The sequence below is a fragment of the Enterococcus sp. AAFC-DPL-5182 genome (assembly GCF_058216605.1).
Window position 1 is genome coordinate 1,496,217 of sequence record NZ_CM177101.1, and the last position, 22,003, is coordinate 1,518,219.

A 22,003-nucleotide genomic window follows, 5' to 3' on the forward strand; every position below is an offset into this window, starting at 1 on the left:
TATTCTTTGAGAACGAAAGCTCATTTACTGAATGAAAATGAAAAAGAACGAAGAGTATATGCGACCGCTTTTGCTAATCGTTTATTTAAGGCGGAGAAAAAGGGACGTTACGCTATAAAAGATGTAAAAAGTATTTATGATTACGAGAAAAATGAGCAAAGGATTTTAGCGGATTTTAAACAAAAAAGTATTCAAAAACAGGAGAATACTGAAGATTTGTATGAAATGCGTAAACGTCTTTTACGAGCAAAAGAAGTAGTGGCAAAAAAGAACAAGGGAGGAGGTAAATAATGGAAAAAACAAACGAATTAAAAAGTTCGATTGTACAGACAACTCAATTTTTAGAAGCGTTTTTGACAACAGCAGAATTGGTTAGTCAGGTAAGTATTCAGTTAGGTAATGATATAGGAACGGTTGCAGGATCCATGGATTTGCTAGGTGCTTCAACTGGATTAGTATCGAATATTTTAAAAGAATATGGGGAATATAGCAAGACTTTTAGTAATGTTAAAGATGATTTAGTAACGTTGAATCAAACCCTTGGTGGTGATTTTTTAAATAGTATTTCAACTACAGGAAATATGATATCAGAATTTTTCTCTACTATCGAATCAACTGCTAAAACAACAATGTCAAACTTTCGCTCAGCTATTGAAGAATCTGGCGGGGTCGCTCCTTTTTTTCAAGATAAAATCAGCGGAATGGTAACGAGTACAAACGAATTATTTAGTGGAATGGGGACTTCTGTCTCGGCTTCAATGAAAAATTTAAGTCAATCAGCCACGATCGGAATGAATGGCGTTAAGCTTTCAATTGCAAACGCAGGAGGAATTGTCCCTTTTTTTCAAAACCAAATTGCCAATATGGTGACTGGGGCAACCGGTGCATTTAAAGCACTTGGCGCTTTTCTGATAGGAAATCCAATCGGCGTTGGTCTGGCTTTAATTGTTGCAGCCGTTGCAGCTATGACTGTGGCTTGGAAATCAAATTTTAATAATATCCAAGGATTCGTATCTTCTGCATTTGGTGTTATCAAAGGATCAGTTACAAGTTTAGCACCCGTTTTTAATCAGTTAATGTCTGTTTTAAAACCAGTTGGCGCTTTTTTAATTGAGACGCTAGTCGTTGCAGCAGCAGCAGTAGTGGATGTGTTCAGATTTTTAGTGGTATCTGTTATGTCTGTTGTGAATGGGTTTATGACGTTGTTAACGTTAGGTAAAAGTGTTGGGAAACTTTTAACAGGTGATTTCAAAGGTGCTGATGAGGAATTTGGTAAAGTCAAAGATAGTATAAGTGGCATCGTCGATGATTTCAAAAATTTAGGCGAGAATTCAGCTGTTAAAGGTGTATTAACTGAGTCAACCAAAGAACTCGGTAAAGAAGCCACGATCACAGGTGATAAAGTTAAAGAAATGGGCGAAGCCTATAAAGCCAGCTTAGATGAAGCTGGAACTAGAATTGATAGCTTGAAATCCAAATATTCTGAAGTCGGACAAGCGGCAATCACTGCATTTTCAGGCGAAGGAATGGAACAATCAACAGCTCGTTTTGAAGCAGCAGAACAAATCATGGGTCGACATGCAGATAGCATGAAATCAATTAAGGAAAAAGTTGGCGAAGAACTTGCAAAAGCGGATGAACTGTCAGGTGAAAAACAAATTGCGGCACAAAGTAATGCCTATTCAATGATGATCACTCAAGCCAGTGTCGGCTCCAGTGAAATGTTGACCATTGCAAATGCGAACAAAGAAATGCTGCTAAACAATAAAACCCTTGAAGGTCAAGAACTATCCGAAGAACAACGGAAAACATTACAAGACCAAAACAACGCTGTTCGTGAAGGGTTGATGGAACAACAACAATTGATCATAGAAGCGAGTCAAGAAAAACTAGCGTTAGGTCAACAATTAAATGACACAGAATTACAAGCAACAGTGAGTGCGACGCAAGCTCTATATCAAAATAGGAAAGAGCAGATGGTCTCAAACGAAGAAGAAATTGCCTCTTTACAACAACAAATCAATGAAACATCTGATGAAGTCCAAAAAGCTAATCTAAATCAGCAACTAACAGCTCTCACCTTACACAACGAGCAAACCAAAGAGCAACAAACTCAAGCGGGTGCCGACATGTTAACAATGTTACAGCAAAATGAACAACTAAAAGCTGAAACAGTTTCCGATGGTCTAAAGGGCATGGGGGAATTGACGGGGCAAGAGCTAGCCAATATTGTAAGCAAATATGGTGAATCAAACAATAGTGTCAACGATCAAATGACAGTACTTGCTGGAATTTTACAAAGCAGAGGTCTGGATGCTAGTGATAGTCTTATAACAGCGTTACAGAGTGGAGATTTAACGCAAATTGGGGCGCAATTAAGTGAAAATGCAATTGCTGGAATCAGTAGCTTGCCTGATGAATTGTTCTCGCAAGGAGATGTTGGTAAGAATAAACTGATTGAAGGATTGAAAGCTGGAGAGATAGATGCTAATGAGGTCGGAGCTTTATTGATTGGTTCTATGAATACAGGTTCGACATCTAAAATAGGAGACGTGCAAAACGGAAGTAAATTAATTTCAACAGCTGCCACGGATACTTTGAAACAAAGAGATTCTCAATTTAATGCGGCAGGTGGAAGTAATACAGGAGCCTATGCAGTGGGGGTTGTACAACATAAAGATCAAGCAGGAAGTGCTGGGCGCGAAATTGGACTAGCTGCTAGCAATGCTGCAAAATCAGTAGATTTTAATTCAGTAGGTTTAAACATGGCAACTGGGGTTGCTGCGGGAATAAATGAAGGAAAAGAATCAGCTGTTGAAGCAATGCGTCAATTGGTAAATGCAGTAAACGAAGAAGCAAAGAAAAAAGCCATAATCAAATCCCCTTCAAGACTCTTTAGAGATACTGTGGGTAAATTTATCGCACAAGGTGTGGCAGTCGGCATCGAAGAAGATACAGACGTTGCAGTTGCAAGCGCTAGAAATATGGTCACTGAAATTCAAAATGCTGTATCAGATACCAATGCTAATACACCTACAGCAACAGTAAAAGTAGAACATGATGTGCAAAATAGTATGGTCAATCAAATGCATGAAATGATCGAAACCATCAAAAATATGAAAGTCGTCTTAGAAAGTGGTGCCTTGGTTGGCGGAATTGGTAATCAAATGGACGGCTTTTTAGGAAATCAAGCAGGCTTTGCGGGGAGGTATCGTTAATGGCAATTGAAATAAATGAATACATCGAAATGGGACGCTTCAATAGTAAAGAAGCGGGCTATTATGTTTTAGAACACGACGCCCCTAGTCCCGATGAGCAAGAAATTATCGAAAGCATTCCTTTTATGCAAGGTGTTTACGATTTTTCAAGATTATTAGGTGAACGAGTGTTTGATAATCGCAAACTCACAATAAAATTATATCGCCCGCAAACGGACTATGAAGAACGCAAACGATTAGAACAAGAAGCGAAAGAACAATTGATGTTAAACGAGATTACATCGATTACAGATTCATGGCTGGACGGTTGTCACTGGCTGGGAAAATGTACAAGTGTAAATGCAGATGATGATCAGGGGCGAAATGCACTGACTTTAACATTAACTTTTGATTGTTATCCATTTGCATTGAAAGATGCTGCCGGATATACTGACGAATTCGATGTAGATTATTTTGTCGACGGAGTAGATCAATGGACTGGATTTTTTGTGAAAGGTCAGCGGACTATTTTATTGATCAATGAAGGAGTCAACGCAACAAGCCCGATCATTACTGCAACAAGAAAAATGCAATTGATCATGGAAGATGGAGAATCACTAGAGATCCAAAAAGGGGAAAATCAAGATTTATTTTTTAAATTAAAAAGAGGAGAAAATCGCCTTACGATACTTGGAAATGGTCATATTCGTTTTATCACTGAAACTGAGGTGATGGTGTAATGTATCGAGTAACGCTTTTCAAAGATGCTCAAGATAAAAAAGGTACAGTGGTACATGAGCCGGCGAATTTCGGAAACAAAGTGAATTCAGGTGATTTAGAACTTTCATTAGAAGGGTTGGGCATTAGTACATTTGAATTTTCAATCAATGTCAATAATCCTTTGTATCGAAAAGCGGAACCCATCGTCAATTTAGTCACGGTTTCTGATCGAAATGGTCAAGTATTCAAAGGAAGAATCGCAAAAATTTCCAATGTGATGAATAGCCAAGGTCATTTTATCGAAAAAATATTGTGCGAAGATCAAAAAGCTTTTTTATATGATAGTACGCAAAAATACATGGAATCTAAGGTGATGAGTGTCCGACAGTTTTTAGAAAAACTATTGAATGAACACAATGCTCAAGTAGAACCGTTTAAAAGAATCTATCTAGGAAATGTGACCGTGACAGAATCTGAGCAAGTTTATCGTGGTTCAGATTATGGAAAAACAGCGGAAGTAATCAAAAATCAGTTACTTGATCGCTTGGGTGGTTATTTGATTCTCAGAGAAAAAAATGGGCTATTGTATTTAGATTATTTAGTAGAGCATGGAAGAACTTCTACTACCCCTTTGCAAATTGCCCGTAATCTAAAAAGTGCTAGTCGAGAAATCGATATTTCTGAACTAGCTACAAGAATCGTGCCTGTCGGTAAAGATCTTGAAATGGATACGACAACAGATACACAAACGAATCAATTCCGACCTAAAACAACGATTGAAAGCGTGAATAATGGCAAAAACTTTTTAGAAGATGCCTCACTAGTGAAAAAATTTGGTGTGATTCAAACAATCGTCGAATTTCCTAATATAGCTGATAAACAAACCTTAAAACGCAGAGGACAAGAATATTTAAATAATCAGCGTTTGATGTTGATCACTTGGAGTGCAGAAGTGATTGAACTGGGCTTGTTAGATAAACGCTACGAGATCATCAAACTGGGAAATTCCTATCCAGTGTTCAATCCTTATTTGTACGAAAAAGAGACATTACAAGTTATTGAGAAAAAAATCGATATTTTGAATCCACAAAAAATCCGATTAACGATTGGCAGTGGGAAAAAGACGTTTTCACAATATCAGTTAGAGTATAAAGGGATGCGTGAAACATTAGAAACGGTCAAAAGTAATGTTGGAGCTAGCAATAGAACGATAGATAACTTAAAGGTACAAGCACAGCTGTTAGAAGAACAGACCTCTATGTTGCCGTTATTCGAGCAAAGCCTAAGCGAACAACAAGCTGGATTAAAAGAACAATCCACCACGCTTACTGAGCAAAAAGAACGGATTCAGATACAAGAAATAAAATTGACAGAACAACAAACGAAAATAGAAGAACTTTATACACTAGTAAAAGAATTACAGAAAAAGTAGGTGAAATAATTGTCAGAACAAAAATTTTATGACACACAACCCACAGGTGAAAATCACGAGGTCGACTACAAAGATCCTACGGATGTAGAAGAAATCGAAGAAGCCATTAAATTCGGTGTCATCGATCCATTAACGCAAAAATATGCATTGTGGGTTAGAACAAAAATGTGGCGTCGCCATGTAAGAGAAGCTATTGCTAGAATCTCAGAATACTCGAGTGTTTTATTCAACCGTATCAAAGAGATTGCTGAAAAGACAGAAAAAAGACAAACACAAGTGGAACAACGACAAACGAAAATAGAAGATCAATTTAGAGAAGTTCAGCAAAATGCGACAGTTGATAGTGAGTTAATCAACGCGAGAAGTAGTGAACTATATGGGAAATTTCCTGTGTTGGATGATAGGTTAGAAAACATTGAACAATTGCTTGTTAAGTTTTTACCAGTAGGTTTTGATGTAACGATTGGGCATGATCTAGGCGTACAGCCTGAAATCAATGTTCGAACATGGACACACGGAATCGGAATTATGAACTTAGGAACAGAGCCGGCTGGACTTTTTGGAGGTTCAGCTAGTCAGTCGATTCCTTGTCAGATCACACATTTGGGAGCGAGTGAAAGTATTGTATCGTTGCCAGTTGAATATAAAACAGATGCAGAAATTGTAATGATCGATGAATTGAATTATCTGATTATTGATGAAGATAATCTACGTTCAATTATATTTGAATTGCGGAAATAAGAAGGAGGAAAAATGATGGAATTAGAAAAAATTTATAGAGGAATGGAAAATGGAGCGGAAACGATTCAAGGGAATTTTGAAAATACTGTGACAAAGACGAGTAATCAAGATATCTCAGGAACTAAAAACTTTTTAGAAGTTCCTTTATTAGCTGGGATGAAGTTATTAGATGAAGGCAATTTTCAGCTATCTATTGTAGATGGAAAGGAAGGACAACTATCAGGTACAGCTTTGAACGGGAAAATAGTTGGTTTTGGTAATACTGTTGGGAATCTTCTAGGATCATCTGGACAAATTCCAGTGACAGTGAACAAAACAACGCATGAAGCTGTTGTAAACAAAGATGGGTATTATGCAATTTTGATTCAATCTTGGTGTCAACCATCAGGAACTGTAGATGGTTTTTGGTACTATAATTTTGTTAAAAACGGTGTGAGAGCTGGCGGTGAAGATCGAATTGCAGGTTGGGGATCAAATGCTTGGAAGAATAGAAACGATGGTTTTGGAATCTATTGTGGTAGACTAAAAAAAGGAGACCGCTTAGGAGCAATTATTGAGACAAGTATTTCTGGACAGATAATTAGTTGTGGTCTAAAGACGGCTATTTTTATTAGATTGCAAGATTAGGGGCTACCAAATAAAACTTTATAAGTTAAAGAGAGTGAGATAATACTATTTTTTGATTATCCCACTCTCTTTAATTGGTAATTAAAAAGAGTCAAACTGACAAATTCCCTAAAGTTTTTCCAAAATCATCAAGTCTATACTTTCTTTTCTCCCTATAGAAAGTTATAATAAAAAGCGTATGATTTAAGGAAAAGGGATGACGAATGAATAAAAATAAATTAATGCGTAACTTAGATAATAGAATTGATTATGGCGTGATCTTACCTGTGTTTCTTCTTTCGATCATCGGTATATTGTCACTTTATGTTGCTTTAAGTAATGATCCAAACCGACCAGAAATCGGCAATATGCTGATGAAACAAGGACTATGGTATTTAGTCGGTGGCGTTAGTATCGTGATTGTTATGAATTTCAGCTCCAAGCTTCTCTGGCGGCTGACTCCAGTATTTTATGTGATCGGATTGATCATGATGGGGTTGCTTTTAAAATTCTATGACCCTTTTTTAGAATCACAAACAGGTTCTAAAAACTGGATCAGCATTGGCGGCACGACTTTTCAGCCTTCGGAATTAATGAAAGTAGCCTTTATCTTAATGTTGGCTTATGTAGTGACAATGCATAATGTTAAAAATGTCAACCGCACGATAAAATCTGATTTCTGGCTGATCGGTAAAATGTTATTGGTGACAATGCCAGTCATTATCCTGATTTTACTGCAGGATGACTTTGGAACAATGTTAGTTTTCTTAGCCATTTTTGGCGGCGTATTTTTAATGTCAGGAATTACATGGAAAATTATTTTACCAACATTTTTGGCGGCTTTATTACTAGGAGCTGGGACAATTTATTTGGTAACCACGACTACGGGACGTGAATTTCTTTATTCAGTTGGGTTTAAACCGTATCAATTTGATCGGATCGATCTATGGATAAATCCTTTCCATCATGATCCTGACCGGTCTTTCCAACCAGCGTTAGCGATAACCGCGATTGGTTCTGGTGGTTTACTTGGCAAAGGGTTTAATGTTAGTGATGTTTATGTCCCAGTCAGAGAGTCAGATATGATTTTCACCGTTGTGGGTGAGAACTTTGGCTTCATTGGCGGCTGCTTTATTATCTTGCTCTACTTTATTTTGATTTACCGCATGATTCGTGTTTGTTTTGAGACAAATAATGAATTCTATGCCTACATTGCAACTGGGATCATTATGATGATTTTATTCCACGTATTTGAAAATATTGGAGCGAATATTGGATTGCTCCCATTAACAGGGATTCCGTTACCGTTTATTAGCCAAGGTGGTTCCTCTATTTTAGGAAATATGTTAGGCGTGGGATTGATTATGTCGATGAAATATCAAAAAGAAGCTACGATCGAAAACTATTAAATGAAAGAAGGCGTTAAAATGTACACATTTTTCTGGTATCCGAAATGTTCGACTTGTAAGAAAGCAAAGGCTTGGTTAGATCAACATCAAGTGAAATACGAAACAATCGATATGATTGAAAACCCACCAACTGCAAAGCAATTAGCAAGTTGGATGGAACAAAGTGATTTACCAGTCCGTCGTTTCTTTAATACAAGCGGTATTCGTTATAGAGAACAAGGATTGAAAGACAAAGTCAATGACTTTTCGATCAAAGAAGCAAGTGAATTATTAGCTACTGATGGTATGTTGATCAAACGTCCGATTTTTGTTAAGGGAGATCAATTTTTAGCAAATGGATTTAAAGAATCTGATTATGAAGGAGCTATTAAATAATGGCTAAAGAGTTGAAAATAATCGATAATTTATGGGTTTTAAAGACAAGTGAAGGTTATAAAATCGGTTTAACGAATGAAGCACAAGAAGACTTAGGCAATATTACGTTTGCCACGATGCCAAAGGTCGGTCAATCGTTAAAAAAAGGTGATTCTTTGATCGAAGTAGAAGCTGAAAAAGCAGTCAGTGAATTTAGTTCGCCACTAAGTGGAACGGTCGCTGTGATCAATGAAGCTGCTGAACAAGATCCAAGTGTATTAGATGATGCAGATCAAACAAAAGCGTGGATTGCGATTTTGACAGATGTTGAGGAAGCAGAATTGGGTCAAGCGTAAAAATAATTGACAAGCCATTTAGATGTTGCTATAATTTCATCAATAAAAGTAAAAGCTTTGAAAAGAAGAGTACATGTCAAAAGTGTTTGAAGAGAGCCTTGTTTGCTGAAAATAGGCAACATGATTGAGATGGAAGATGGTCTTTGAGCGGAATAAGTGAGCAGAAGTGAACTTATTACGGGAGTGCCCGTTACAGCACGACAGTATGCGGATTCAAGTACTGTATAAGGCTATTATTGTGAAATGATAGTAAATCAAGGTGGTAACACGAAAGACAAGCTTTCGTCCTGATGTCAGATAAATGACTGGGACGGAGGCTTTTTATTGTGAATCACTATGACTGGCTTTGCCAGAGTAGATGATGAACAATACTTGGCGAACGAAGTGAGAGAAGTTTCATTTCTACCAAATCATAATCCAAGCCAAAATCCGAAATAGGCGGGCTAGGTCATAAAAACAAGAAAATTGATTTGTCACTTATTTCACTACACAACACAAAGCATGTAGTATAATAAAAAAGAAGCAAAACCAAAGAAAGTGGAGGGGAAAAAATGCCTCTAATCGAATTGCAACACGTACAAAAACAATTTTCAGGTAAATCTGGACAAGTAACAGCTGTAAGTGACGTGTCACTAACAGTCGATCAAGGAGATATTTATGGTATCGTTGGTTATTCTGGTGCTGGTAAAAGTACCTTAGTTCGTTTGTTAAACGGTCTAGAACTACCAACAGAAGGGGAAGTAATTATTCAGGGACAAAATGTGGCTCAAATGGCAAATCGTGAGCTACGCCAATTTCGTAAAAAAATCGGGATGATTTTCCAACATTTTAACCTACTTTGGTCAAGAACGATTTTAGAAAATATCATGTTGCCGTTAGAATTAGCAAATGTTCCAAAGAATGTGAGAAAAGAAAGAGCCCAAGAACTTTTGAATTTAGTTGGTTTAGAAGGGCGGGGTGATGCTTATCCAAGTCAGTTGTCTGGTGGACAAAAGCAACGTGTGGGCATTGCCAGAGCGTTAGCCAATAATCCAGAAATCCTTTTATGTGATGAAGCAACAAGCGCATTAGACCCGCAAACAACTGATGAAGTGTTAGATCTTCTACTTGAAATCAATAAAACATTAAACTTAACGATCGTATTGATCACACATGAGATGCACGTTATTCGCAAAATTTGTAATAAAGTTGCGGTAATGGAATTAGGGCAAATCGTAGAAGAAGGCGATGTGTTAGAAGTCTTTAGACATCCTAAACAAGCTGTTACAAAACGTTTTGTCCAACAAGAATTAGAACCTAAAGAAGATACAGAAGAGTTATTAGAAGAATTGATCAAAGAAAATCCAGCAGGACTTGTTGCAACCTTGCAATTTAGTGGCGATAATGCCAATGAGCCTGTGATCTCCCAAGCAATCCGTAAGTTTGCTGTAGATATCAATGTTGTTCAAGGACAAGTTCAGCAAGCTAAAGAAGGTGCATTTGGAACATTGACCGTGATGATTACTGGAACGACAAGTGAAGTCGAAAAAACTTTGACGTTCTTTAAAGAAAAGGAAGTTGGTTTGGAGGTGATTCACCATGGCGAATGAAACATTTGCAGAAAAATATTTAAATTTTAGCCGAGTGAATCCAGAATCAATGCAACAAGCGGCGATCGATACATTATTTATGACGGCCGTTGCGATGATTTTTGTTATTATTATTGGTTTTTTATTAGGATTGTTACTTTATAGCTTGAGCCGTAACAAATCACCATATGCTAAGATTTGTTATAGCATTCTATCAGTAGTCAGTAATATTTTTCGCTCGATTCCTTATATCGTATTGATTATCTTATTGATGGATTTTTCAAGAAAACTAGTTGGTACTGGTATTGGAGCAAAAGCAGCGATTCCATCGTTGATCGTATCCGCTGCACCATTTTATGCCCGTTTAGTAGAAATCGCGTTTCGTGAAGTTGATAGCGGGGTCTTAGAAGCAGCAGATGCAATGGGCGCTTCTAGAATTCAAAAAATCTTTAAAGTCTTGATTCCAGAAAGTACGCCAGCGTTACTATCTGGTGTTACACTAACAACGATCACCATGATCGGTTTTACTGCAATGGCAGGAATCATTGGTGGTGGCGGACTTGGCGGTTTAGCTTATCAAGAAGGATTTAGCCGCAACAATAATACAGTTACATTAGTCGCAACAGTCTTGATCTTGGTTATTGTGTTTATTATTCAGTTTGTCGGCGATCAATTAGTGAAACGTTCTGACAAACGATAAACAATCAAAATAGAAAATAATTGGAGGAAATAAATATGAAAAAGAAATTATTCGGTTTAGCAGCATTAGCAGTTGTGACGTTTGGATTAGTCGCTTGTGGAGGAGCAAAAGACAAAACAGATGATAGTAAGTCAGCGGGATCTGAAAAAGAATCATCCGTTTTAAAAGTCGGTGCATCTGCTTCACCACATGCTGAAATCTTAGAACAAGTAAAACCAATTCTGAAAAAAGAAGGCATTGATTTAGAAATCGTTCAATTTGATGATTACATTTTACCAAATAAAAACTTGGCAGAAGGCGATATCGATGCGAATTACTTCCAACATATTCCATACTTCAATTTACAAGTCAAAGAAAACAATTATGATTTCGCAAATGCTGGCGGGATTCATATCGAGCCAATGGGCTTATACTCAAAACGAATCAAAGATATCAAGGACTTAAAAGATGGCGCAACGATCATTACATCAAACTCTGAATCTGACTGGGGTCGTATTATTACGATTTTACAAGATGCGGATTTAGTAACAGTGAAAGATGGTGTCGATTTAGAAACAGCGACATTTGAAGATATCGACAAGAACCCTAAAAACTTGAAGTTTATCCATAATATCAATCCAGAAGTTCTAACAACAACATATAATAACGACGAAGCAGATCTTGTAGCGATCAATGCAAACTTTGCTTATGGTGCTGGCTTGAATCCTTTGAAAGATTCAGTTTTACTTGAAAAAGATAACTCACCATACGTAAATATTGTGGCTGTTCGTTCAGAAGACAAAGATAGCGATAAAATCAAAAAATTGGTTGATGCATTACACAGCAAAGAAATCCAAGATTGGATTCTTGAAAAATGGGATGGATCAGTTAAACCAGTTGATAAATAATAACGAAAGACAGAAAAATCTTAATTGATTTTTCTGTCTTTTTTACTATTTTTGTATGATTTTCTCCAAGATATCAACAAAGATCGGGTCAGCATTAAACGGATGAATATAGTGGAAATGTTCGCCACCGTTTTCCATAAAATAGCCGTAATTTTCTTTTTCAATTTCTTCAACTGTTTCTAAACAATCAGAAACGAACCCAGGAGTGATGATCAAAATATTTTTATCCCCTTGTTTAGGTAGCTCTTTTAACGTTTGATCAGTTGCTGGAGTGAGCCATTCTGCTGGACCAAATTTTGATTGAAACGTACTGATGAAAGGAACATCACCAACTTGTTTCATTACAGCTTGAGTCGTTTGCTCGCAATGCTCTAAATAATGATCTCCTTTTTCCACGTAAGAAACCGGGATACCGTGATAAGAAAAAATAATCTTATCGAACTCTTTTTCAGCTAATGCTTGTTTGATTTGATTGGCTAAAGCTTCAATATATAATGGCTCATCGTAAAATGATTGAATAAAATGTAAACTAGGGATTGCTTCAGCATTCAAATAAAATTTGGCTACTTCATCAAATATCGGCGCAGTGGTTGTTGTTGAGTATTGCGGATACAATGGAATAATCGTTAAATTGGTAACACCTAGATCATGTATTTCCTTTAAAACTTCTGGAATCAAAGGTTTACTGTAAGACATAGCATAGCGGACGATGTGATCTGGAAAACGTTCTTGCAACTGTTCCGTTTGTGATTGAGTATAAATAAGTAACGGTGAACCAGCTTCTTGCCAAACTTTTTGGTACAAAGCAGCTGATTTTTTCGGTCTAGTTCGTAAAATAATTCCATGTAAAACAGGTAACCAAATCAAACGGTTAGTATCAATTACTCGTTTATCACCTAAAAAACGCTTTAAGTAAGCACGAACCTCTTTCGTTTCCGGTTTGTCTGGTGTACCCAAATTAACAATAATGATTCCTTTTTTAGACATTAAAAAACCTCTTTTCGGATGGCTGGGACAAAATGATTTTTGTTCTAGTCAAAAAATTTTCTGAAATCGTTGTAAATTATCTCACAAAGATTGAGGAAAATCAAAGCTGTCTGCTAATTATTGGTGGATATTTGACTGATAATTAGGAGGGAAAGTCCGTAAAAAGTAAAAAAGAGAACAATAACCATTTTAGAAAGATTCTAATTAAGTCCATTTTTTCACAAACAAAACCTAGATTAAACAAGAATTATTCTAGTAAAGAGATTGCTTATCATTCTCAATTAGGATAAAATGAATGAGAACGATAAAATAATTATTTTAAGTTGGAGGGAATTGTACATGTCCGTTTTAGAAATTAAAAATTTACACGTATCAATCGAAGATAAAAAGATTTTAAAAGGGGTTAACCTGACGATGAAAACAGGTGAAATCCACGCAATCATGGGGCCTAACGGAACAGGTAAATCAACCTTATCTGCGGCGATCATGGGAAATCCTAATTACGAAGTCACAGAAGGCGAAATCTTGTTTGACGGAGAAAATGTATTAGAACTTGAAGTGGACGAACGTGCCCGTTTAGGTTTATTCCTTGCAATGCAATATCCAAGTGAAATTCCAGGAATCACCAATGCTGAATTCATGCGTGCGGCAATCAATGCCAAACGTGATGAAGATGACAAAATTTCAGTGATGGAATTCATCAAAAAATTAGATAAAAAAATGGAACTTTTAAATATGCCAGAAGAAATGGCTGAACGTTACCTAAACGAAGGCTTCTCTGGTGGAGAAAAGAAACGGAACGAAATCCTACAATTATTGATGTTAGAACCAACATTTGCAATCTTAGATGAAATCGATTCTGGTTTAGATATCGATGCCTTAAAAGTTGTATCAAAAGGCGTAAACGAAATGCGCGGCGAAGACTTTGGCGCGTTGATCATCACGCACTACCAACGTCTATTGAACTACATCACACCAGATGTGGTGCATATCATGATGGAAGGTCGTGTAGTGAAAACTGGCGGTGCGGAACTTGCGAAACGTTTAGAAGCAGAAGGCTATGCAGGAATCAGCCAAGAATTAGGTATCGAATACAAAGAAGAAGCATAAGGAGGACAAGATAAATGAAGGAAATAACAACAGCGAATTATCTTGACGACGTTAAAGCTTTTTCAGCCCGTAACGAAGAACCTACTTGGATGACCGACTTACGTGTAGCGGCTTTAGAAAAAGCTGAAAACTTAGAATTACCAAAGATCGAACGTGTGAAATTTCACCGTTGGCCTTTGTTTAACGTGAATACTGAAGAGTATGCACCTGAGACAATGAACATCCCAAGCTTTGACGCAATGAAAGACAACCCAGTGATCGTGCAACAAGGGTCGATCACAGCCTTTGAACAACTTTCAGCGAAATTAGCCGATCAAGGTGTGATTTTCACTGATATGTTTACAGCATTGCAAGAACATGGTGATTTAGTCAAAGAATATTATATGAACAAAGCGGTTGAAATGGATGAAGATAAATTAACGGCTTTCCATACAGCCTTTATGAATAGCGGTGTATTCTTATATGTACCGAAAAATGTTGTCATCGAAGAACCGATCGAAGCAATCTTTATTCAAGATTCAGCGAGTGAAGAGTCGTTCTTCAAACATGTATTGATCGTAGCAGACGAACATAGTGAGTTTAGCTATTTAGAACGATTCCAAACTATTGGCGATCAAAAAGTCAAAGTTTCAGCGAATATCGTGGTTGAAGTGATTGCCAAAGCTGGTTCAAAAGTGAAATATTCAGCTGTGGATCAATTAGGCGAAAATGTTTCAACTTACATGAACCGTCGTGGTCATATCATGCGTGATGCTTCTATTGATTGGGCGCTTGGCGTGATGAATGATGGTGACGTGGTTGCTGATTTTGATTCTGATTTAGTGGGAGAAGGCTCCCATTCAGAAGTTAAAGTTGTGGCAATCAGTGCCGGTAAACAAACACAAGGGATCGATACTCGTGTAACCAATAAAGCGTCTCACTCTGTGGGGCATATTTTACAACACGGTGTTATCCGTGAGCGTGGAACATTAACATTCAACGGAATTGGTCATATTCTAAAAGGAGCTAAAGGGGCAGATGCCCAACAAGAAAGTCGTGTTTTGATGCTTTCTGATAAAGCCCGTGGCGATGCTAACCCGATTTTATTGATCGATGAAAATGAAGTAACCGCAGGACATGCAGCCAGTGTTGGTCGTGTTGATCCAGAAGAAATGTACTACTTAATGAGCCGTGGTTTACGTAAAGATGATGCGGAACGTTTGGTTATACGTGGCTTCTTAGGTTCAGTGATCACAGCGATTCCTGTTAAAGATGTGCAAAAAGAATTTGTAGACGTAATCGAAGGGAAGTTGAATGCATGATAAACGCAGATAAGATTCGGCAGCAGTTTCCCATCTTGTTTCAAGAAGTAAATGACGAGCCGCTTGTTTATCTGGATAATGCAGCAACAACTCAAAAGCCCAAAGCAGTTTTAGATATACTGACTTATTATTACGAACACGATAACGCTAATGTCCACCGTGGTGTGCATACGTTGGCAGAACGTGCCACGAAAGATTATGAAGCCGCTCGTGAAAAAGTTAGAGCCTTTATCAATGCTAAAGAAACAGCGGAAACGCTCTTTACCCGAGGCACAACCACAAGTTTAAACTGGGTTGCAAAAAGCTACGGTGATTTAGCGGTTGAAGCTGGGGATGAAATCGTGATTTCTTATATGGAACATCACTCTAATATTATTCCTTGGCAACAACTAGCAGAGCGAAAAGGCGCAACCTTAAAATATATCGAGATCACAGCAGATGGCTTTTTAGATATGGAAAGTGCGAAAAAACAAATCACGGATAAAACCAAGATCGTTTCTATCGCTCACGTATCGAATGTTTTAGGCGTGATCAATCCAGTCAAACAACTAGCTGAGCTGGCTCATAGTCACGGTGCTGTCTTAGTTGTCGATGGTGCCCAAGCTGTTCCCCATATGCCAGTAGATGTTCAAGCAATCGATGCTGACTTTTATGCATTTAGTGGGCATAAGATGTGTGGTCCAACTGGAATTGGTGTATTATATGGAAAACGTGAATTACTAGATCAAATGGAACCAGTGGAATTTGGTGGTGAAATGATCGATTTCGTGAATTTGTATGATAGTACGTGGAAAGAGCTGCCTTGGAAATTTGAGGCAGGAACACCAAATATTGCTGGAGCGATTGCTCTAGGTGCGGCAATCGATTTTCTAACAGAGATTGGCTTAGAAGAAATTCATCAACATGAAGCAGAATTAGTGGCTTACGTGTTGCCAAAACTATTGGCGATTGAAGGTCTGACAGTTTACGGACCGCAAGACTCAGCCCATCATACAGGTGTCTTGGCGTTTAATATAGATGGATTACACCCGCATGATACAGCGACGGCATTAGATATGGAAGGTGTGGCAGTTCGTGCAGGACATCATTGTGCGCAGCCATTACTGAAGTATTTAGATGTTCCAGCGACAGCTCGTGCGAGTTTCTATCTCTATAACACCAAAGCAGATGCGGATCGATTGATCGAAGCAATTTTAGCGACAAAGGAGTTTTTCCAACATGGCTCTATCTAGATTAGATAATTTATACCGTCAAGTGATTTTAGATCATTCCAGCCATCCTCATCATCATGGAACGTTGGCAGAATCAAGCAAGAAAATCGAAATGAATAACCCAACTTGTGGCGATGTGATTGAATTGCAAGTGGCTATTCAAGACAATGTTATTAAAGATATTGCGTTTAGCGGAAGCGGTTGTTCGATTAGTACAGCGAGTGCCAGCATGATGACAGATGCGGTGATTGGGAAGACATTAGCCGAAGCAGAACAGCTGGCTGAAGATTTTTCTCAGTTGGTGCAAGGAAATGACGTACCAGAAGAAGAAAAATTAGGCGATGCGGCGATGCTTAGTGGTGTAGCAAAATTCCCCGCTCGGATCAAATGCGCAACACTTGCTTGGAAAGCATTAGAACAAGCAGTTGAAAATGACGGACAAGGAACCGCAGGACAATTACACTGCGAATAATAGAAAATTAGTGAGAAATCAAATAACCCGAAACTAATCGTTTGATTCTCAACCTAAGAAAGTGAGCGTGAGATAATTTGAGTACTGTACCTGAGTTAGAAGAATATCAATTTGGTTTTCATGATGATGTGAAACCAATTTTCAGTACGGGAAATGGACTAACAGAGGAAGTCGTTAGAGAAATTTCACGTAAGAAAGAAGAACCAGAATGGATGTTGGAGTTTCGTTTAAAATCATTGGAACAATTCAACAAAATGGCCATGCAAGAATGGGGTCCTGATTTATCGGATATCGATTTTGAAAAAATCAAATATTTCCAAAGAGCTAGTGACAAACCCGCTCGTGACTGGGATGATGTTCCAGATAAAATCAAAGAAACTTTTGAAAGAATCGGAATTCCAGAAGCAGAACGTGCGTATCTAGCTGGAGCTTCAGCGCAATATGAATCAGAAGTGGTTTACCACAATATGAAAGAAGAATTCCAAAAATTAGGAATCATCTTTACAGATACAGATTCAGCGTTGAAAGAATATCCGGATATTTTCAAAAAATACTTCGCAAAATTAGTCCCACCAACAGATAACAAATTAGCAGCACTAAACTCAGCGGTTTGGTCTGGTGGAACGTTTATCTATGTACCAAAAGGGGTTCGTGTGGATGTACCGTTACAAACCTACTTCCGAATCAATGCGGAAAATACAGGACAATTTGAACGTACACTGATTATCGTGGATGAAGGCGCCAGTGTTCACTACGTAGAAGGCTGTACAGCACCTACGTATACAAGCAATAGCTTACACGCAGCGATCGTTGAGATCTTTACACATAAAGACGCCTATACACGTTATACAACCATCCAAAACTGGTCTGATAACGTGTATAACTTAGTAACAAAACGTGCCAAAGCTTACGAAGGCGCAACCGTTGAGTGGATCGATGGTAACTTAGGTGCCAAAACAACGATGAAATACCCAAGTGTTTATCTTGATGGAAAAGGCGCTCGCGGTACAATGCTTTCAATTGCATTTGCTGGGGAAAACCAAATCCAAGATACAGGGGCGAAAATGATTCATAACGCACCAAACACATCAAGTTCGATCGTTTCTAAATCAATTGCCAAAGACGGCGGTGAAGTGAATTACCGTGGTCAAGTAACGTTTGGAAAAGATAGTGCTGGTTCGATTTCACATATTGAGTGTGATACGATTATTATGGATGATAAATCGAAGTCAGATACGATTCCGTTTAATGAGATTCATAACAGCCAAGTGGCTTTGGAACATGAAGCGAAGGTTTCGAAAATTTCGGAAGAACAGCTTTATTACTTGATGAGTCGTGGATTGACTGAAGTTGAAGCGACTGAGATGATCGTTATGGGATTTGTAGAGCCGTTTACGAAGGAATTGCCGATGGAGTATGCGGTTGAGTTGAATCGATTGATTAGTTATGAGATGGAAGGGTCTGTTGGTTAAATTTAGAGCTATTGGACAGAAACGCTTTAATTAAGGTGTTTCTGTCTTTTTTCTTTGTCTAAAAATAGAAAATATGTCATTGTTATACTTAGGTTTAATAAAAATAGTGTAAACATCAATCAAATTGCTAAGAGGTTGAATCAGATGAATCGTGTATTTTATCAAGATATCAGAAAGATTAAAATAATGATGAATAAGATTTGAAAGTTGCAAAAATCTATCCTATCGAAGTAATTAAGTAAGTTTGCTATAGATCTATAAAACACTATAAAAGAAATCAACAGATCAGTACGGTTTCCTAACGACGCTATTGATTTCTTTAATTGGTCTAGGGCTTCTATTAGTGCACGAGGAACTCATAAAATAGCAAATGCTTTAGCTAGTTCTCGGAGCGTTTCAGAGTAACATGCCCACCGTTTGTCGATGTTGTTTGTATTGTCTTTGTAAATAAAAGCTACCTTCTTCCATAGAATCAAGCAAAATAGCAAATAAATTATTGTGAGACTTTGACTTTTTCTTTCACCATCAATTTCTCAACTTGATTTTCTAAATCATCTGTACAAGTTGAAAAATCGTCCATAAACATGCCATAAATCCGAGATAAAGAATGAAATTCTTTAATGATTTTTTTCTTGTCTAGTGGAAGTAGTCTATTGGCAAAAAATTCGTCTAACAATTCGAGTACAGCTGTCCATGATTGGAGTTGCTCAAGGGTATCTTTCAGAAGATACAGGTCTTGATAAGAAATTGCTTTGATTGGTTGTTTATTTTTTGTTTTAAGAACTGTTCCGTTTTCTTGGTTCATAAAAAATCCTCCTCATCTAATTTTCAAATTTTACCTAGCAAATAAAGAAAGTAGTAGATAATTTATTTACAATTAGGTAAAATAAGAGATATTGATGCATTATGCATCAATCAGACTGTAGACAAAAAGGAGTTGGTAATTAAACCAGCTCCTTTTGGCTATCCTATACTTAATTTTGAAACGAAAAGCTATAGGCTTTTCTTCTTTCCATAGCCATGTAGCCAGTTTCTTTAAATTCATGGTAGCAAACGTAAGCATCGTATGCGTGGCGACTTTTTCAATCCCTCGATAGTTCGTCCAACGCATCCCATGCTTCTCTTTTGCATCTGCAAATATTCGTTCAATGGTTTGTTTTCTCTTTTTGTAGATTTCTTTATTCAACGCTGTATGGCGCTGGTGCTCAAGTTCGTCCATCAGATCAGCCCAAATATGTCGAGTCACAACTTTTTGATGTGTTGCGCTCAATGTACAAGTTTTAAGTAACGGGCAGCTCATACAGAATTTTGGATTTGATTTATATGTCCTATAGCCCTCACGAGTAATTGTTGAAAATAGCAACGGTTGATTATTAGGGCATAAATAACAATCAAAATAGTCATCATAGACAAAGTCATTTTTACGAAACATCCCTTTCACACCATGAGGTGCAGTATAGGGAAGAACTGGATAAAGGTTCAAGTGTGTCAGAAAATGAACAAATTTCGGATTTTTATATCCCGCATCAGCGACAACACGTTTTATATTTGGAAAAGCTCTTTTTGACTGTTTAACCAGAGTAATTGCGACTTGACTATCATGTACATTTCCTGGTGTGACTAGCGTAGATAAGACAAATCCATTGTCATCGCAAGAAGTGTGTGCAGAATAAGCAAATTGTTTTTCTCGTTCGCTTTTAACATAGTAACCACTTTCTGGGTCTGAATAACTTATTTTTCGAAGACTCAACTCACTTTCTGTGTCCCATGTAAAAGGGCGTTTTCCCGTCGCAATACGTTCTTTATTTATTTCATCTTCTAATTCATCTTGATAGGCTTTTGCTTGACTGTAGGTCATTTCTTTCGTGAATTTATGTTTATTGGCATTTGCTTTGATATGAGTAGAATCAATATAAAGGTTGTCTTCCGTAACAAAACCAGCTTTTACAGCTTGTTCTAGAATATGAGAGAAAATGTCTTCAAACAAAGTGGTTTCTCTGAATCTTCGGACATAATTTTTACCGAATGTGGAGAAATGAGGGACTTTTTCGTTAAAAGAAAAGCCTAAAAACCAACGATAAGCAACATTTGTTTCGACTTCTTTAATTGTCTGTCTCATCGAACGAATACCAAATAAATATTGGATAAAAACTAATTTAATTAAGATCACCGGGTCAATACTAGGGCGACCTAAGGTCGAATAGGTAGATTCTACAATGGGATAAATAAAATCAAATTGAATCGCGGCATCAATTTTTCGAACTAGGTGATCTTTCGGTACAAGATCATCAAGCGTTAACATAGCAAATTGATTTCTACCTTCAACAGATTGTTTTTTCATCATTAGAATCACTCCCAAAATAGTTTATACAATTAGTATAAAACAAAAAAACTGTAAACAACACTCCAAATTTAGGCGTTTGTCTACAGTCTGATTGATGCATTATGCATCAATATTTGTGGCAACTTGTATGTTTAGTGTACGCTATTCATACAAGTCTTCATTGTTTGGTTGGCGCTAAACTTTGAAGAGCCACTTTTTTTGTTGCTTTAAATCTAAACTTGACTAATATTATTTCTCGATATGCAAATAAAAAGCGGTATTGGATACACTCCAACACCGCTTTTCACCTATATTTTCAAGGTCTATTACAATAGAAAAGTATTGCAAATAAACCTATTAATTGATTAGGAAAAAGTTCTTTTGGTTGATAGTGTACGCTATCCATCCTTACTTTATTATTTAGTTGGCGCTAAATAGCAAAGTATTTTTTATTTAGATATTAAAAAAACGTAACTTATAGTCTGTAGACTTAAAGTATACAAAGATTATATCATGACGTTAGAACACAGTCAATAAGAGAAAGGAAACGAGCCAATATGACTTCATTGAGAGTTACTTTTGCGAATAATGTTAAAACTATTCGGCAAGATAAAAATCTATCCCAAGAAGGACTTGCTTTTGCTTGTAATTTACATCGTACCTATATCTCTGATATTGAACGAGGAAAACGAAATGTTTCAATTGATAATATTGAAAAGATAGCTCTTGCGTTAGAAGTGAGTCCTTATGAGTTGTTGAAAAAATAAAATAGACAGTTAACAGCTTGGTCAATATAGTTGCTTATTTTAGTATGAGTATTGATTATCTGCTTGATAAGAAAAAAACAGAACAGTGCTGAGATAATAATTTAAAATAAAAAAACAAGTTATTTCCAATAATTAGTGGTAGGAATTGGCTTTTTTTGATTAAATAAGACTCTATATGGACTTTAATTCATCTATCTGCTCACTTAGAAAAGGATACTTTTACTTCGCTTTAATATGTAATTCACTTGACTATTTGTTGATGAAAAACTTTTTGTATAATAAAAATAAATAAATTTTTGGATAAGTTTAATAAAAGTGACATGATTTTAGTATTTTATAGGTGGTAGTCACAATAACCAATAATTCACAAATAGTATAAGAAAAATTAAA

Annotated in this window: 20 protein-coding genes, 1 pseudogene and 1 other annotated feature; of the genes and pseudogenes, 18 read left to right on the plus strand and 3 right to left on the minus strand. The window is 37.0% G+C overall.

Annotated features, from left to right (window positions below; genetic code table 11):
- Positions 1 to 6: 6 nt before the first annotated feature.
- The 12 genes from AC4BB7_RS06905 to AC4BB7_RS06960 all read left to right on the plus strand — a co-directional run bounded on the left by AC4BB7_RS06905 (position 7) and on the right by AC4BB7_RS06960 (position 11,970).
- Positions 7 to 291, plus strand: coding sequence for a hypothetical protein (locus tag AC4BB7_RS06905; protein ID WP_490484848.1), 285 nt, complete (start codon positions 7 to 9; stop codon positions 289 to 291).
- Complete coding sequence (locus AC4BB7_RS06910; protein ID WP_490484849.1) at positions 291 to 3,218, plus strand: hypothetical protein; 2,928 nt, start codon at positions 291 to 293, stop codon at positions 3,216 to 3,218. Before AC4BB7_RS06905 ends, AC4BB7_RS06910 begins: the two co-directional genes overlap by 1 nt.
- Positions 3,218 to 3,937 (plus strand): hypothetical protein, encoded by a 720-nt coding sequence (locus AC4BB7_RS06915; RefSeq protein WP_490484850.1) that lies wholly within the window; start codon positions 3,218 to 3,220, stop codon positions 3,935 to 3,937. The genes AC4BB7_RS06910 and AC4BB7_RS06915 overlap by 1 nt, the downstream gene beginning before the upstream one ends.
- Positions 3,937 to 5,349: a phage tail spike protein gene (locus tag AC4BB7_RS06920; protein ID WP_490484851.1), complete on the plus strand. Its 1,413-nt coding sequence runs from the start codon at positions 3,937 to 3,939 to the stop codon at positions 5,347 to 5,349. The genes AC4BB7_RS06915 and AC4BB7_RS06920 overlap by 1 nt, the downstream gene beginning before the upstream one ends.
- Before the next feature lie 9 nt (positions 5,350 to 5,358).
- Complete coding sequence (locus tag AC4BB7_RS06925; RefSeq protein WP_490484852.1) at positions 5,359 to 6,090, plus strand: hypothetical protein; 732 nt, start codon at positions 5,359 to 5,361, stop codon at positions 6,088 to 6,090.
- A gap of 15 nt (positions 6,091 to 6,105) precedes the next feature.
- Positions 6,106 to 6,717: a hypothetical protein gene (locus AC4BB7_RS06930; RefSeq protein WP_086312627.1), complete on the plus strand. Its 612-nt coding sequence runs from the start codon at positions 6,106 to 6,108 to the stop codon at positions 6,715 to 6,717.
- Positions 6,718 to 6,920: 203 nt separating this feature from the next.
- Entirely contained in the window at positions 6,921 to 8,105 is a 1,185-nt protein-coding gene (locus tag AC4BB7_RS06935; RefSeq protein ID WP_086312629.1) for an FtsW/RodA/SpoVE family cell cycle protein, read from the plus strand.
- A gap of 18 nt (positions 8,106 to 8,123) precedes the next feature.
- Positions 8,124 to 8,480 (plus strand): arsenate reductase family protein, encoded by a 357-nt coding sequence (locus tag AC4BB7_RS06940; RefSeq protein ID WP_086312631.1) that lies wholly within the window; start codon positions 8,124 to 8,126, stop codon positions 8,478 to 8,480.
- Positions 8,477 to 8,815 carry a glycine cleavage system H family protein gene (locus tag AC4BB7_RS06945; protein WP_283936099.1) on the plus strand — a complete coding sequence of 113 codons (339 nt, stop codon included), beginning with the start codon at positions 8,477 to 8,479 and terminating at the stop codon, positions 8,813 to 8,815. Before AC4BB7_RS06940 ends, AC4BB7_RS06945 begins: the two co-directional genes overlap by 4 nt.
- A gap of 48 nt (positions 8,816 to 8,863) precedes the next feature.
- Positions 8,864 to 9,108, plus strand: a binding site (T-box leader).
- Positions 9,109 to 9,366: 258 nt separating this feature from the next.
- Entirely contained in the window at positions 9,367 to 10,404 is a 1,038-nt protein-coding gene (locus AC4BB7_RS06950; protein WP_086312633.1) for a methionine ABC transporter ATP-binding protein, read from the plus strand.
- Entirely contained in the window at positions 10,394 to 11,083 is a 690-nt protein-coding gene (locus AC4BB7_RS06955; RefSeq protein WP_086312635.1) for a methionine ABC transporter permease, read from the plus strand. The genes AC4BB7_RS06950 and AC4BB7_RS06955 overlap by 11 nt, the downstream gene beginning before the upstream one ends.
- A gap of 35 nt (positions 11,084 to 11,118) precedes the next feature.
- The gene (locus tag AC4BB7_RS06960; RefSeq protein ID WP_490484853.1) at positions 11,119 to 11,970 is read left to right on the plus strand and encodes a MetQ/NlpA family ABC transporter substrate-binding protein; all 852 of its coding nucleotides are present in this window, start codon (positions 11,119 to 11,121) and stop codon (positions 11,968 to 11,970) included.
- A gap of 45 nt (positions 11,971 to 12,015) precedes the next feature.
- On the opposite strand, the gene hemH is transcribed toward AC4BB7_RS06960, so the two are convergent.
- Positions 12,016 to 12,957, minus strand: a complete 942-nt coding sequence (gene hemH / locus AC4BB7_RS06965; protein ID WP_490484854.1) for a ferrochelatase — start codon at positions 12,955 to 12,957, stop codon at positions 12,016 to 12,018.
- A 339-nt stretch (positions 12,958 to 13,296) separates the two neighbouring features.
- On the opposite strand from hemH, the gene sufC reads away from it, so the two are divergent.
- From sufC to sufB, 5 genes are all read left to right on the plus strand, one after another.
- The gene (gene sufC / locus AC4BB7_RS06970) at positions 13,297 to 14,067 is read left to right on the plus strand and encodes a Fe-S cluster assembly ATPase SufC (RefSeq protein WP_490484855.1); all 771 of its coding nucleotides are present in this window, start codon (positions 13,297 to 13,299) and stop codon (positions 14,065 to 14,067) included.
- A gap of 14 nt (positions 14,068 to 14,081) precedes the next feature.
- Positions 14,082 to 15,368 (plus strand): Fe-S cluster assembly protein SufD, encoded by a 1,287-nt coding sequence (gene sufD / locus AC4BB7_RS06975; protein WP_490484856.1) that lies wholly within the window; start codon positions 14,082 to 14,084, stop codon positions 15,366 to 15,368.
- The gene (locus tag AC4BB7_RS06980; RefSeq protein WP_490484857.1) at positions 15,365 to 16,600 is read left to right on the plus strand and encodes a cysteine desulfurase; all 1,236 of its coding nucleotides are present in this window, start codon (positions 15,365 to 15,367) and stop codon (positions 16,598 to 16,600) included. Before sufD ends, AC4BB7_RS06980 begins: the two co-directional genes overlap by 4 nt.
- Positions 16,587 to 17,051 (plus strand): Fe-S cluster assembly sulfur transfer protein SufU, encoded by a 465-nt coding sequence (gene sufU, locus AC4BB7_RS06985; RefSeq protein WP_010772887.1) that lies wholly within the window; start codon positions 16,587 to 16,589, stop codon positions 17,049 to 17,051. The genes AC4BB7_RS06980 and sufU overlap by 14 nt, the downstream gene beginning before the upstream one ends.
- Positions 17,052 to 17,128: 77 nt before the next feature.
- A complete protein-coding gene (gene sufB, locus AC4BB7_RS06990; RefSeq protein ID WP_010772886.1) occupies positions 17,129 to 18,523 on the plus strand; it encodes a Fe-S cluster assembly protein SufB in 1,395 nt (464 codons plus the stop codon).
- 493 nt (positions 18,524 to 19,016) lie between these two features.
- On the opposite strand, the gene AC4BB7_RS06995 is transcribed toward sufB, so the two are convergent.
- Together AC4BB7_RS06995 and AC4BB7_RS07000 are read right to left on the minus strand one after the other, a co-directional pair.
- Positions 19,017 to 19,328 carry a hypothetical protein gene (locus AC4BB7_RS06995; RefSeq protein WP_490484858.1) on the minus strand — a complete coding sequence of 104 codons (312 nt, stop codon included), beginning with the start codon at positions 19,326 to 19,328 and terminating at the stop codon, positions 19,017 to 19,019.
- 110 nt (positions 19,329 to 19,438) lie between these two features.
- Positions 19,439 to 20,867 (minus strand): annotated as a pseudogene (locus AC4BB7_RS07000) (IS1182 family transposase).
- A gap of 536 nt (positions 20,868 to 21,403) precedes the next feature.
- Between AC4BB7_RS07000 and AC4BB7_RS07005 the strand changes: the two are divergent.
- Positions 21,404 to 21,613: a helix-turn-helix domain-containing protein gene (locus AC4BB7_RS07005; RefSeq protein ID WP_111248315.1), complete on the plus strand. Its 210-nt coding sequence runs from the start codon at positions 21,404 to 21,406 to the stop codon at positions 21,611 to 21,613.
- Positions 21,614 to 22,003 lie beyond the last annotated feature (390 nt).

Coding starts and splice junctions, on each gene's coding strand:
- sufU (WP_010772887.1), top strand. CDS start 16,587: ATGGCTCTATCTAGATTAGATAATTTATACCGTCAAGTGATTTTAGAT.
- AC4BB7_RS06940 (WP_086312631.1), top strand. CDS start 8,124: ATGTACACATTTTTCTGGTATCCGAAATGTTCGACTTGTAAGAAAGCA.
- AC4BB7_RS07005 (WP_111248315.1), top strand. CDS start 21,404: ATGACTTCATTGAGAGTTACTTTTGCGAATAATGTTAAAACTATTCGG.
- AC4BB7_RS06910 (WP_490484849.1), top strand. CDS start 291: ATGGAAAAAACAAACGAATTAAAAAGTTCGATTGTACAGACAACTCAA.
- sufC (WP_490484855.1), top strand. CDS start 13,297: ATGTCCGTTTTAGAAATTAAAAATTTACACGTATCAATCGAAGATAAA.
- AC4BB7_RS06930 (WP_086312627.1), top strand. CDS start 6,106: ATGGAATTAGAAAAAATTTATAGAGGAATGGAAAATGGAGCGGAAACG.
- AC4BB7_RS06955 (WP_086312635.1), top strand. CDS start 10,394: ATGGCGAATGAAACATTTGCAGAAAAATATTTAAATTTTAGCCGAGTG.
- AC4BB7_RS06995 (WP_490484858.1), bottom strand. CDS start 19,328: ATGAACCAAGAAAACGGAACAGTTCTTAAAACAAAAAATAAACAACCA.
- AC4BB7_RS06915 (WP_490484850.1), top strand. CDS start 3,218: ATGGCAATTGAAATAAATGAATACATCGAAATGGGACGCTTCAATAGT.
- sufD (WP_490484856.1), top strand. CDS start 14,082: ATGAAGGAAATAACAACAGCGAATTATCTTGACGACGTTAAAGCTTTT.
- AC4BB7_RS06920 (WP_490484851.1), top strand. CDS start 3,937: ATGTATCGAGTAACGCTTTTCAAAGATGCTCAAGATAAAAAAGGTACA.
- AC4BB7_RS06950 (WP_086312633.1), top strand. CDS start 9,367: ATGCCTCTAATCGAATTGCAACACGTACAAAAACAATTTTCAGGTAAA.
- AC4BB7_RS06980 (WP_490484857.1), top strand. CDS start 15,365: ATGATAAACGCAGATAAGATTCGGCAGCAGTTTCCCATCTTGTTTCAA.
- AC4BB7_RS06935 (WP_086312629.1), top strand. CDS start 6,921: ATGAATAAAAATAAATTAATGCGTAACTTAGATAATAGAATTGATTAT.
- hemH (WP_490484854.1), bottom strand. CDS start 12,957: ATGTCTAAAAAAGGAATCATTATTGTTAATTTGGGTACACCAGACAAA.
- AC4BB7_RS06960 (WP_490484853.1), top strand. CDS start 11,119: ATGAAAAAGAAATTATTCGGTTTAGCAGCATTAGCAGTTGTGACGTTT.